Here is a 12,871-nt window from a genome sequence, read left to right as displayed (position 1 = left end):
AAACGGTATAGGTGATGATATGGCGCTAAAAAAGTCCGCTATTGCATGATCTCCTTCAACTAAAATCCCGTCAGTGAAGTAACTCAGACCAGATCGATAGATTAATTAACCCACTTCGGAATATGATGACCAAAGTATTTACCGATTTTCTCAACTTTCCATTAGCTGAAGATGGTTCGAACCGGGAACTAAAATCACATCTGCTGGAGCCATTTCAGTTTCAACGAAAATAAAATTGGTAATGCAATCGAATGGATAAGACATGACCTGCTCCTCTTCCCCCTCAGGACATTTTCCAACCTCTTTCTTAACGCGCGCTTCTCCCAACTCGCGTTGCGGCACTACATGGTGGGGTGACCCAGACCCCATTAACTTACCTTTCAAATCTCCACAGGCTTACAGCTTGTAAATCGGCTTATATTTGTCTTCCAAATAGCGCACGAGGTAATTCGGACTCAGCTCTTCTCCGGTCACCTGAAGGATGATTTCTCCAGGGTCGAGCAGCTTGCCGTATTGATAAACTCGTTCGGTCAGCCATTCCTTGATCGGGTGCAGCTCTCCCTTGGCGATCCGGTCCTCGAAATCAGGCATTTGCTCAAGCAAGGTATGGCGGATTTGGGCAGCGTACATGTTACCAAGCGCGTAGGAAGGGAAATAACCGAACATTCCGCCGGCCCAGTGAACATCTTGAAGTACGCCTTCCCCATCACCTGCGGGGACGACACCTAAATAATCTTTATATTTCTCATTCCACAATTCCGGCAGGTCGGCGACATTCGCCTTTTGCTCGAACAGCGCTTTCTCGATCTCATAGCGGATCATAATATGGAGGTTGTAGGTTACTTCATCGGATTCCGTCCGGATCAAGGAGGGCCGGACTTCATTGATCGCCCGATAAAATTCCTTCTGCGGGACGTGGTCCAGAAGTCCGCTGAACGTCTGCTGTAAATCACCATAATATCGGTGCCAGAACGATTGGCTGCGGCCGACCATGTTTTCCCAGAAGCGGGATTGTGATTCATGAATTCCCATGGATGTTCCGGTACAGAGATTGGTCCCCATTAAATCTTTGGTAATGTTCTGCTCGTACAGAGCGTGACCGCCTTCATGAATCGTTCCGAACAAAGCGGTCGCCAGATCGTCAAGCACGAATTTCGTTGTAATCCGAACATCGCCCGGGTTAAGCCCTATTGCAAAGGGATGTACTGTTTCATCCAATCTTCCGGCTTCCAGATCGTAGCCCATCTCTTTTAGTATGAACAGATTGAATTGTCTTTGCCGTTCCTTGTCAAACGTTTGCCGTAAAAAGCTGGTATCCGGTTGATGTTCCGACTTCTGAATGGCGGCGACCAGCGGCACCACCTGCTCTCGAAGCGCTCCGAACAGATGATCCAGCTTCTGCACGGTCATTCCCGGTTCATAGATATCCAGCAATGTGTCGTATGGATTGGTTGTGCCTCCCCACAATTCGATAAATTCCCGATTGGTAGCCACTATTTTTTCCAGATAAGGACGGAACTTCGCAAAATCTGATGCTTCCTTCGCCTCTTCCCAGACAGACTCAGCCTGGGAAGTGAGAACTATGTACTGCTGGTATAGATCCGGCGGAATTTTTCTATCGCGGTCGTATTGCTTTTTGGCTTCAGCTATCATTTTTTTCTGGATCCGGTTCAGTTGTTCTTCATGATGCGGCTGGGACAGCTCGTGCAGCATCGCTCCCATTTCGTCGGAGATCGATAATCTGAACATTTCTCCCGACAATTGTCCGATCACTTCGGACCGGCCTTCGACCGCTTTCTTGGGGGCGCCGGTCCGCAAATCCCAATGCATTAGTCCAATGGCCTCTTCGTAAGCGTTCATTTTTTTAATCAGCTTGTGAAACTCTTCCAACTGCTGTTCCAAGATGCCCATTCCGACAACTCCTTTCCATATTAAGGTACACACTTTGATATTACTTTTTCTTCACTCTATAATCAACTTATCTATACGAAGGAGGGATGACGATGCGCATCGAGGTGAGAGATGCCGCGGAACGGGCAATCATTAACCGGCTCGGCGGCAGTGGATTTACTTTGAAGCTCGTCTACGATTCAGAAGGCTGCGGGTGCGCAGTCAGCGGAGTTCCACAAATTTGGGTGATCGACCCGATCGAGCCGTCGGCGGATAATCCGGCAGCTGCTTTATCTCCGGTCCTTATCCTCTATGAGAAGAGGCAGGAAGTTTTCTTCGAGGAGCAGATGAGACTGGACTACGACACGGAAAAGAAAGCATTTCAGTTAAAAAGCGATCAGCAAATCTACAACGCCGGGATAACTTTACTGGACAAGCGGTCGGCGGCAGGAGAAAGACGATAACACATCATTTCCGAAAGTTTCCCGTGCCTGACTAACGAAACCGTTGCCTTGGGCGCTCGTATTTAGTATTGTAGTAGTATTGTATAATAAATAGATTTGATAACTTCAGGAGGGGAACCAATGAAAAAGTTTTTTCTTGTCTTCATGGCCTGCTTTGTGCTTTTTGCAGCAGTAGCGCCAGCCATCGTCGACGCCAAGCCCAGGGGCGGCAGCTATCGTTCCAACACCGGCACCTTCAACAAGCAGCAGAATACGCCATCCAAGAATCAAGACAAAGCTAAACAAGATTCCGCTACCAACAAGTCCACTAACAACGCCAACACCAATGCCAACCGTGGATTTTTTAGCGGCGGCGGCTTAATGAAAGGCTTAATGATCGGCGGACTCGCTGGGATGCTGTTCGGCGGCTTGTTCGGCGGCATGGGCTTCATGGGAGAAATTCTCGGCTTGTTGGTTAATCTGGCTGCACTGTTCATCGTCATTTTCGTTATCTTTGCAATCGTCCGCGCTATCTTCAATGCGATGGACCGTCGCAAGAAGCAGCAAATGCACAATGATCCTTATAAGAGGTAATTAAGATATGACATTAAATGAACAAGAAATTATGAACGCCATCTGTCTTCATATCGCGGAGCGCAAGCAAATTCAGCCTACTCAGGTGCAAGTACAGCTTATGTGGGATGAACAGCTAGGGTTTTCCGCTGAAGTTACAGCAGAGGGCCGCAGTCAATTTTTAATAGAATCGAACATGAAGGAAGCAATCGAACGCTATTTGCTTTCCGAATACGACCGCAGAGTATTCCGCGGTCAGATTGAACTGGACGTGGAGGACGAAATGTTCGCCGTCATTCGTGAAGATTAGGAGCAGACAAGGCGGTTCCAAGCTTACTCTCCTCTATCCAGACCGAACTTCCAGATTCAAGCTTGTACTAACCCTACCAAATATCGCAAAGGCTGACTTTAACGGAAGTATTCCGCTTAAAGTCAGCCTTTTGTCCTCTCCTATTACGAATTCTGCTTACTTATTGTACTTGGCATCGTAGGCTTCCTGGTTGATTTCGAGGAACCTCGGCAAATTCATGTTCTCCAAATTTTTGACGTAGCCGTCCCAGTCCTTCTCCAGACTGGCATCCCCGGTAATAAACCGCGCCATCATCTCCTCCACGTGATCATTGATCGTTTTGGCCAGATCAGCCAGCTCGGATGCCTGCTCATTGTTGAAGAACAGCGGAGGCAGCACCCGCTCCATGTCCACTTTATACGGCTCGTAATTTTGCTTCGTTTCTTTATACAGCATATCTTCCAACGGTTTGTCCGGGTTGGCTACCTCCCCTAAGCGAAAGTCGCTCGTGCGGAAGGACGGGCCCGTCTGATTCCAATGCACATTCTGGACCTGTCCATAATCCGAAATCATCTTCCATATAGCCGGCTTGCCATTAATTCCGAGCTCGCCCTTCTCCGCCCAATCCCATTCCACTCCCGGTCGGCCGAGGGTTGTACGGAGTGTCATTTCCTCGTCATACAGCGCGTCAGCCAGCCGGAAGGCCGCTTCAGGGTGCTTCGTTGCCTTCGTGATGACAAAGTTGCCTGCGCCGACCTGATACGGTCTGAACGTCGCTTGCTGCACTCCATCCGGTCCTTTCAACGGAGGGACCGTCACATATTCCAGCCATCGGCCGCTGCTCCCATAAAACTCGGTCATCACACCCATATGCCCTCCGGAGGTGGCTCCGAGAATCGGAATATCCGGATTCTCACCCAGCTGCTTGAGTTGATTCGAATCCTGGGTGAGTGCTTGCGGGTCTAACAAGCCTTCGTTGTACAGCATGTGCAAATACTGTAAGCCCTCTCTCCATTCCGGCTTATTGTAAGGAACGTCCACTTTGCCGTCCACCAGATACAACCGATCGCCCCCCGGATTATAGATAAACGAGTTCATCAGGAAGGCGTCCACCTGGGCATACCAGGCATTAGGCGAACCGGAGAATGGAACTTCATCGGCATTGCCGTTGCCATTCGGATCTTCATTCTTAAACGCTTTCAACACCTCGTAAAATTCATCCGTCGTCGTCGGAATATCCAATCCGAGCTTATCCAGCCAAGGCTTGTAGATCCACAGTTTGTTGGCTAGCGAGCAATGGTAGCATTCGTTAGGGGACGGCATAGCGTATATGTTCCCATCCGGGGCGGTGATCGTTTCTCGCACGACGGGCATTTCCTCGAACATTCTTTTCGTTTCCTTGCCATACTTGTCGATTAAGTCGTTCAACGGGAGAAACACACCTTGACTGCCAAAAATCATTTGCTGGGCGCTCGATACCCCCATCATAATGACATCCGGCAAATCTCCCCCGGCCAGAACCAGATTGAGCTTCTCGGCGGCGGATTTCTCCGGGACGACTTCCCACTCGATGTGAATATTCGTCTTTTCTTCCAAATACTTAGTAAATTCATTCGTCGTAAAATCCTCTACCTGCGGATTGGAAGCCACCATCACCTTCAACGTCACTTTTTCTTTAGCTATCGGAAATTCCCCCGCTGGAGTAATGTTGTCTGCGGACGCTCCTTCCCCCGCCGCCGGCGGCGCCTCTTTGCCGGTGCAAGCACTGATGATCAGCATTGCGCTAATCCAGACGGATATAGCAACTATTATCCTTCTATTCACGTGAACCCCTCCTCATCATTTTGCAGGGCAGACTGGAGCTTAAACAATAGATCTTCAGCTTCGCACCCGAATCCTTCGCTGCTCCCTAGCCTTTCAAAGAACCGATCATAACCCCTTTGACAAAATATTTTTGCACAAACGGATAAATAATTAGCAGCGGAACCGTAGCAACGACAATAAGCGAATATTTAAGCAGCTCCCGCAGCCCTTCCCGCTTGGCCGCGTCCTCGATGTTGGTCAGCATCATGACATCGACGTCGTTCTGAACGAGAATGTCCCTTAGAACAAGCTGCAGCGGGTACAGTTTCTGACTCTTTAAATAAATGAGCGCGTTAAAAAACGAGTTCCAGTGGCCTACAGCGTAGAACAACGTGATGACGGCAATGATCGGTCCCGATAAGGGAACAACTATCTTCCAGACGAATTGAAAATCGTTGCAGCCGTCCAATTGGGCAGCCTCCAGAAGTTCATCGGGGATCGTCGATTGGAAGTAAGTCCGAGTAATGATGACGTTCCAGATGGCCAGCGCATTAGGCAGAACCATGGCCCAGGTCGTATTGAGAAGCCCCAGATCCTTGACGAGCAAATAGGTTGGAATCAATCCGCCCGAGAACAGCATCGTGAATACGAACAGAAACATCAATACGTTTCTCCCGTAAAAATCTTTTCTGGCCAACGGATAGGCGGCCAGAATCGTCATAACGACGTTAATCAGGGTGCCCAGCAGCGTATAATAAGCCGCGTTACGGAAGCCTGTCCAAATAAGCTTGTGCTTGAACACCGCCTCATAACCATCCAAGCCGGGCCGGACCGGCCACAGCCATACTTCACCGGAGATAACGGCGCTCGAATCGCTGATGGAAGCGCTCACCACATAAACTAGGGGGTACAGTATAGTGATTAAAAACAACGAAAGAATGGTGTAGTTTACTAATGAAAAAAGCCGGTCGCCTCTCGACTCTCTAATCGCGGAATGCTCCATCGTCCATGCCCTCCTTTCCGTCATGAGCTACCATAAGCTGGCCTGCTTCGTTTTTTGTGCGATTTTGTTGACGGCGACAAGAAGAATCAGATTAATGACCGACTTGAACAGGCCGATAGCTGAGGAATAGGAATAATTCATAGCCTGGGACGTTAATCCGACCTTGTAGACATAAGTATCAATCACTTCGGACGTGCGCAAATTTAACGGATTTTGCATCAGCAGCACTTTTTCGAAGCCGACATCAAGCATCTGTCCGGTATTCAGAATGAGCAGGATAATAGCGACGGGCATTATGCCCGGAAGGTCGATGTGCCACATTCGGCGCAGCTTGCTGGCTCCGTCTACGACGGCCGCCTCGTGGAGCGATGGATCGATCCCCGCCAATGCGGCTAAATAAATGATGCAGGAGAATCCGACATTCTGCCAAATTCCCGACCAGACGTAGATCGATTTAAACATTTCAGGCCGGCTCATAAAATGGATCGGCTCCATTCCCAGCATAGTCAGGAGCTGATTGACGATGCCGTGCCGCGGATCAAGCATTTCGAGAATAATCCCGACCATGACAACTACGGATATAAAATGCGGGGCGTAGGTAATCATTTGTACCGATTTTTTGAAAAACACATTTTTGACATAGTTGAGACTGAGTGCCAGAATGATCGGAAACGGGAACCCCGCCAGCAGGCTGTACACGCTGAGCAGGATCGTATTCATCATCAAACGGCCAAATTCGTAGGAGTTAAAAAAACGGATGAAATGCTTCAGACCGACCCAATCGCTCCCCCAGATGCCTTGGGTCGCCGTGAAATCACGAAAGGCGATCTGAGCGCCGTACATCGGCACATATTTAAAGAGGAGGATATACAGGACAGGGAGAGCGATAAGCGCATACAGCCGCCAGCCCTTCTTTATTTTGTGAAAAGGAGTGGGACCGGACACCCTGCTGCGCGGTCTTGCGGAGACAGGTCGTTTAGCTGCTTCCAGAACTTTCACCTCCTTCCTGTTTCGAATGAGCCGGGAATCGGCTTGCAAGGCTTGCTCGACTTGCGGCTAAAGCTTATTCCACAAAGTACCATCCCTTTTCCGAAGCTGTAAATACGAAATGGAGGAGCGAATGTGCACGAGTTAGGATAAAGCTTGCCAATCGCCGCCGTTATCAGCAATTCCGGATGGCCTCCCTCGCGATAGTTCATGGAAATGTGCATCTCCTGCGGCTATATGCAATCGTTAAGATTAAGCCGGCAATGAGAAAAAGCCCCCTTCGCTCCTGTGAGAAGGGGGCCGCCGCCGGGTCGCAATATAGCTATAATCAATCAGTCTGCTGCCTGTCTGCTCGTTATCGAGGCGGATGACAACGAAGCGGACCGGCGATAATCGGTCGTGCTTAACCCATTGATCCGTTTGAACGCACGGCAAAAGGTGTTGGCGGAATTATAGCCGGTCTGAACGGCTATCTCGTTCACCGGCAGCTCGGTCGTCTTCAGCAGCTCACGCGCTTTATCCATTCTAAGCCGCTCCACGTAGTCTGAGAAATTCACGCCCGTCTGCTCTTTAAAAAATTGGGACAAATACACTTTGTTCATTTGCAAATCCGAGCTCATTCCATCGAGACAGAGATCGGATCGACCGTAGGAGGCTTGAATGTAGGAAAGCATATTCTCCAGCAGGAGGACATTCTGGCTCTTTTTCCTGTCATTGATCTCGTCACACAGCTTCTCGAAGGTTCGGCATATCGTCCGGTAAGCGAACGTTATTCCTTCAAAGCCTTCGGTCCGACTATGAGAAAGCTGATAGGCCTCGAAGATTTCGTCCCTCGACAACGAGACTTGATCAGCTGCCTTCATTGCTGTTCCCCATAGCTGGTAAATCAGTAGACGAAGCATGGGCGGCGAGAGCCTTCTCCGCACGAAGTTCTCTTCATACACCCCTTCCAGCGTCTCGACCGTCCCCTGCTTGTCACCCGCGCTGGCCAGATGAAACAGCTTTCTCTCTACACTGTCCGGATAATAGCCGTACCCCGCTTCCTCGGTCAGCTCCCTATGCCATACTATCGTCTTGCCTTCCTGCCGAATAGCAGCGGAATGAAGAGCTTTCTTGGCTTCTTCATAGGAATGGGCCGCCTGCAAAATACTGTCATATCCATTCCCGACCCCATAGACCGGAGCTATCCCGAGCCTGTCGATGATGGCCCGGTCCGCTTCGTTCAGCTTTGCGGCCCATTGCTTGCAGCATTCGAGTGTGCACCCCTCCCCGCCCATATAGATAATGACGATCTGATGCTCGGCCATATCATGCATATAGCCGTTCTCCCCTATCTTATCCCGCAGCAGCTCCTTCACGAAGATACGGTTGACGTCCGTTTCCTCCAGCCAGTCCTCTGTCACCGGCGTTTGCCTGCCTGACAGATCGACAATCGTGACAACGCACGGCCTCCCGAGCCAGTCGATTCCCAGGTGGAGCAGATGAGCTTCGGCGTCCTTATCGCTCATCCATTCCCCTTTAAGCAGCCGTTCGAAGAAGGAAGCCCGAAGCAGCGGAGCCTGGCGCTTCAGCATGACCTGAAGCTGGCGGTTATCTTCGATCAGTCCCGACACGGCATCGCCAATCAGACGGAACGCATCCTTGCCGGCGGCCTTGTCCGACCCCATTTTTTCCCGGATCGTATGAATAATCGTCCTTAGGGGCTTGCTCGTCCGATAAGCCATTACATAGGAGATGGTTACCCCCAAGCTTAAGAAGAGGAAGGTGAGCAAGAACGTCGTTTTTTTAATGTAATTCACTTTTTCCAATACGGCATGAACAGGCTGCGCAGCCATGTAGGTCCAGCCATTATACTTGGAGGTCGTATAGGCGATCATCATTTTCGTGGCATCGACCGTCGTTCGAATGACTCCTCTCCCGTCTGTCAGCTCTTCCGCAGCTACGGGCAAAGGATCCTCTGAATGAATCCGCAATCCGCTAATCATGCTGCCCTCCTCGTCAACGACCGCCGCCCACCCTCCACTGCTGAAATCCAGCCCTTCCAGCAGCTTCTGAATTTGTTGATTGTCAATAACAATAACCGCCGAGCCGAGAACATTGCCCGGATACCCGAACGATTGAAGCTCAGTCACCATCTCGTAAGATTTTCCTTCATAGAGAACGGGGCGGGCGGGAAGGACGGTACGGGCAAAATGCTCGCCAAACACCAGTTCCCTCCAATCTTCATAAGCCATTCCATCATAATTCAGGACATGCTTGTAAAAGTACGGGAGCGGATAGGAGCGGCCCACGGAAAGGGCCAGATTACTGTTTTTGAACACAACAAAATAATCTAAAATAAAATTATTCGTCACCGAATGATCGTACAGGGAGCCCCGGGTCTCTAAAACACGATAGGTATTCGCCCCGTGGAACGGCTTGGTCACATTGCGAAAGCCATTAATTTTCGGGTCCCAAACCAACTGCTGCATAATAGAATCGAGCTCCGTCAGGCGCGTCTCGAGAATCTGCTTGCTCTGCTCCAAAGACCCCAGCATGCCTTTGACCGCTTCCTTCTCCATCACAGCCAAAGATTTGTTATAGACTAGCCAGCCCAGCAGCAAAGGGATAAGCATAACGAGCAGGTACGGAATAAGCAGCCGGATAAACACCCGATGCTTCCCGGACACCTCCCAGCGATCCAGCCAACCGTTCATCCTCATCCGGTTCTCGTCCTTTCCATGAATTTTCAAGTAATCATGTATGAACCAAACCTAAATGATCTTGCAGGAAAAACATTGCAACGCTTCACTGCTGTTTCAACTGCCCTTTTACTTCCTACTGCTAGTGCTGCTTCGACTGCTACTTTTCCTTCCTACTTCTAATACGGCTTCAACTGCTACTATTGCTGCTTCTACTAATTCTGCTGCCCCCACTGTTTGGTTCTAATGCTGCTCCTCTTCTTCTTCCCATCAAAAGTAAGCGCATTCATCATTTGTGCAGGTGCTAGTCACGAAAAGCGATTTTCATTCGTTTCTAATTATAGTATAGTAAGGCCCTGTCCTAAAGGGAATATTTTACAAAAGTAACGATATCATTTAACACGTGGTAGTCGTGACCTTCAATAAGCAAGTTAGCCATGCCCATTAAAACTGAAGATGAGGATCCAAACGGAGCAGACAGAACCTTGGATTATCGCAGCATCACTTGTCGGATAAGCGTGAGACATCACAGCATTCTTAAGGAATAACTCCCCATTTAAGCAGCAACTTTAAGCCTGCCCCAACGTCTAATTTTATGGAAATCATTGTTAAATGAAGAATTCAAATGGGAAGACGATAGCAGCTGGAGTATTTTCATGTGAAGCATTAATTATGGTTGTTAGGTGGAAGTAAAGATTAAATAGCCACAAGGAAGCTGTAGGAGAATTTATATGGGAGGGATAGATTGTGAAAAAATATATGATAGGCTTCGTGCTAGGTGCGATGGTTGCGGGAACTTCAGTCGTGTACGCGGGTGACGCCATCCAAGCGGTGCTGTTTCCGGTAAAATATGAAATCAACGGAGAGCGGCAGGAATTACCCGAAGGGTACTCCACCTTGAACGTAGATGGCCATGCTTATGTGCCTATCCGATATGTTTCAGAGAGCTTGGGAGCTGTCGTCGCTTATAACGATGAAGACAAAACGATCCAAATCGATTCGGATTTTCAGGTGAGAAACGTCAAAAATGGAATTCGGGCAGGTCATCTGCAAGTTTCCAAAGAGGAAAATCAAACCATCGTCGAAGGTAAGCTGTTTGTCGGGCAGCAGCATTGGGAGGCCATGGCCCATTCCAGAAAATCGACCATCAATCTGGAAAAAGAGGTCGACGTAACCGGAGAAATCTGGTTTCTGGACAGTCAAGGCCGTTATATGGGGAAAGCTCCCTTCCGCACGACTTTCGATCCACCGGGAGATCAAATCAAGGATTTCAAAGCAGTCGCGGATCAAGATGTATCCGGGTACGCCTTCGCCTCCCTGGTAAAGGTGGGACCGCAGCCTATGGGGCAGCCGATTCCTCCCACGGTTACGAACCGCGATCCAACCAACAGCGTGACTGTCGGAGATTTTCGATTCCTCACTCAGAACGGGTATACGATGCTGGAGGGATGGATCAGCTTGAACAAGACGGGAAGATACCGCTACGATGTCACGCTGACCTTCTATGATGCCGAAGGACGCTCATTGGGAAGCGCAGATGCTATAGGCACGGCATCCGGCAGCGAACAATACTTCAGCGCCACCACTTTCGAAAGCGCAGGGAAAGGGGAGTTTAGCGGCTACCACTCCATCGAGGTGACCGTGAACCAATTGGAGCCTCTCGGCGAGCAAGTTCCGAGTGAATAAGTTCTAAGCGAGTAAGCTCTGAGCAAGTATGTTCCAAGCAAGATAGCTGCTCAGTACCGTTAACCGATCCCAATGGAATTTAGACTGCCCGTGGCTTAGTGACTCAAATACTTGCGAAAGTACAGCCTTTTCAGTCGAAATCGGTTGCGATGAGCAGAAGCCTGCAAAAATACAGGATTTTTAATTCGTAACTGCCTGTAAGTGAGCTTAGAAGAGAAAAGCATGTATTATCGCAGGAAACCTCCTGGTTACGCCCAACAGCAGCAAAAAAGCTGTATGATCGCAGCTTTTTTCTCATATCACACCATATTACAAGTAATAGACGTGCTTTCACTCCCGCAATCATGATTTGAAAAGAGGACTTCCCTTATCTAGGAAGTCCTCTCTTGTAGCGGCGTTTGCAGGATTTCTAAGCAGAGTAAAAGGTGAAATACCGATAACTTCTCATTATTAGTATTAGGATTGCAGATACTCTCGAAAATAATCGCTAATGCGAGTTGTCACTGTTAGCCGAGTGCCGCTTTATTAGGAGTGGCTGTTGACATACCTGACCTTATTCTGCCTATATCTATTTGCTCTTCTTGTACTTCCTTTCACTATGCAGGACGCATTAAGCCTCTTGCCAGAAGCGACGCAAATTATCCATTCCAATTTTAGAGGCCAGCTTGCATTCCTCCATGCCTTCAAATTCAATTGAAATATATCCGTCGTATCCGGATTCCTTAATCAGCTTGACGATTTTGCGGATCGGGATATCCCCGTGCCCTACGATCGCTCCTCGTAAATAGTTGCCATGAGCTGTCCTGAACCAAGCTCCCTCCCCTGGTGGCTCGTCGAATGGCCGGAAATAGAAATCTTTGAAATGGATGAGGGACGCATAGGGCAGATTCTTCATCACTCCGATAATCGGATTTTCATCGACACACATGAAGTTCCCGATATCCAGCGTCGTCTTGAAGTTCGGACGATCCACCGCATGCAGGACACGCTGAACGCGGTCGCTCGCCTGCACGCTGAAGCCATGGTTTTCGATCGTCGTCGTTATTCCGAACTGCGCCGCGTAATCGGCAATGATCCGGCTGCCTCGGATAATGAGCGGCAAGCTCTCCTCAAACCATGCGATCGTCATCTTTTCCTTCGGCAGAGTAAAGGCCGTTACGTCATGACGCATATGCTTAACTCCCATCCGATGCACGACATCGACATGTCCCTTGACGCGTGCCATCTCGGCCTCGAAGGCTTCCTCCGTTTCTTGAACAAAGTTCGCGGGCATGGAGTAATTAGATAATTCAATGCCGACCGCTTCCGCCTTCTCGCGAATGGCATCCGCCAAGTCATGATTATCCTCGACGGTATACCCATATGGAACCATTTCCATATGCTCGCCGCCGTTGTCAGCGATCCATTGGATGACATCAAGGATGGTCATTTCCCCTGATTTCAAAGCTTTTAACAAACTATAACTGCTAAGACCGAGCTTCATAATGGCATAACCTCCTGCAAACTCATATTTTCA

The 12,871-nt window shown here is 49.2% G+C and carries 11 protein-coding genes and 1 pseudogene; 4 read left to right on the top strand and 8 right to left on the bottom strand.

Translation table 11 applies throughout. From position 1 onward, the window contains the following. Window positions 1-156: 156 nt before the first annotated feature. Window positions 157-264 (bottom strand): annotated as a pseudogene (locus KJS69_RS29640) (YdcF family protein); the annotation flags it as partial. Between the two features lie 132 nt (window positions 265-396). After that, on the bottom strand, window positions 397-1,911 hold the full coding sequence (locus tag KJS69_RS08815; RefSeq protein WP_213583355.1) for a carboxypeptidase M32: 1,515 nt from the start codon (window positions 1,909-1,911) through the stop codon (window positions 397-399). A 92-nt stretch (window positions 1,912-2,003) separates the two neighbouring features. Here KJS69_RS08815 and KJS69_RS08810 point away from each other — a divergent pair, with 92 nt between their 5' ends. The 3 genes from KJS69_RS08810 to KJS69_RS08800 all read left to right on the top strand — a co-directional run bounded on the left by KJS69_RS08810 (window position 2,004) and on the right by KJS69_RS08800 (window position 3,216). Then, a complete protein-coding gene (locus tag KJS69_RS08810) occupies window positions 2,004-2,354 on the top strand; it encodes an iron-sulfur cluster biosynthesis family protein (protein WP_213583354.1) in 351 nt (116 codons plus the stop codon). A gap of 120 nt (window positions 2,355-2,474) precedes the next feature. Further along, window positions 2,475-2,927: a hypothetical protein gene (locus tag KJS69_RS08805; protein ID WP_213583353.1), complete on the top strand. Its 453-nt coding sequence runs from the start codon at window positions 2,475-2,477 to the stop codon at window positions 2,925-2,927. Between the two features lie 7 nt (window positions 2,928-2,934). Continuing rightward, entirely contained in the window at window positions 2,935-3,216 is a 282-nt protein-coding gene (locus KJS69_RS08800) for a YxcD family protein (RefSeq protein WP_213583352.1), read from the top strand. A 156-nt stretch (window positions 3,217-3,372) separates the two neighbouring features. Here the strand turns inward: KJS69_RS08800 and KJS69_RS08795 are convergent, their stop codons facing one another. The 5 genes from KJS69_RS08795 to KJS69_RS08775 all read right to left on the bottom strand — a co-directional run bounded on the left by KJS69_RS08795 (window position 3,373) and on the right by KJS69_RS08775 (window position 9,690). Next, a complete protein-coding gene (locus tag KJS69_RS08795) occupies window positions 3,373-5,019 on the bottom strand; it encodes an ABC transporter substrate-binding protein (protein WP_306434400.1) in 1,647 nt (548 codons plus the stop codon). Window positions 5,020-5,104: 85 nt separating this feature from the next. Further along, complete coding sequence (locus KJS69_RS08790; protein ID WP_213583351.1) at window positions 5,105-6,001, bottom strand: carbohydrate ABC transporter permease; 897 nt, start codon at window positions 5,999-6,001, stop codon at window positions 5,105-5,107. A 27-nt stretch (window positions 6,002-6,028) separates the two neighbouring features. Then, window positions 6,029-6,844 (bottom strand): ABC transporter permease, encoded by an 816-nt coding sequence (locus tag KJS69_RS08785; protein ID WP_213583626.1) that lies wholly within the window; start codon window positions 6,842-6,844, stop codon window positions 6,029-6,031. Window positions 6,845-6,996: 152 nt separating this feature from the next. Next, on the bottom strand, window positions 6,997-7,200 hold the full coding sequence (locus tag KJS69_RS08780; protein WP_213583350.1) for a hypothetical protein: 204 nt from the start codon (window positions 7,198-7,200) through the stop codon (window positions 6,997-6,999). A 120-nt stretch (window positions 7,201-7,320) separates the two neighbouring features. Continuing rightward, entirely contained in the window at window positions 7,321-9,690 is a 2,370-nt protein-coding gene (locus tag KJS69_RS08775) for a helix-turn-helix domain-containing protein (RefSeq protein WP_213583349.1), read from the bottom strand. A gap of 726 nt (window positions 9,691-10,416) precedes the next feature. Here KJS69_RS08775 and KJS69_RS08770 point away from each other — a divergent pair. Beyond that, window positions 10,417-11,355: a stalk domain-containing protein gene (locus KJS69_RS08770; protein WP_213583348.1), complete on the top strand. Its 939-nt coding sequence runs from the start codon at window positions 10,417-10,419 to the stop codon at window positions 11,353-11,355. A gap of 610 nt (window positions 11,356-11,965) precedes the next feature. Here the strand turns inward: KJS69_RS08770 and KJS69_RS08765 are convergent. Beyond that, window positions 11,966-12,838, bottom strand: coding sequence for a sugar phosphate isomerase/epimerase family protein (locus KJS69_RS08765; RefSeq protein ID WP_213583347.1), 873 nt, complete (start codon window positions 12,836-12,838; stop codon window positions 11,966-11,968). Window positions 12,839-12,871: the final 33 nt, after the last annotated feature.

The organism is Paenibacillus sp. J2TS4 (assembly GCF_018403245.1).
Classification (GTDB): domain Bacteria; phylum Bacillota; class Bacilli; order Paenibacillales; family NBRC-103111; genus Paenibacillus_L.
The sequence above is the reverse complement of the archived record's forward strand: the minus strand, read 5'-3'. Positions and strand labels throughout refer to the sequence as shown.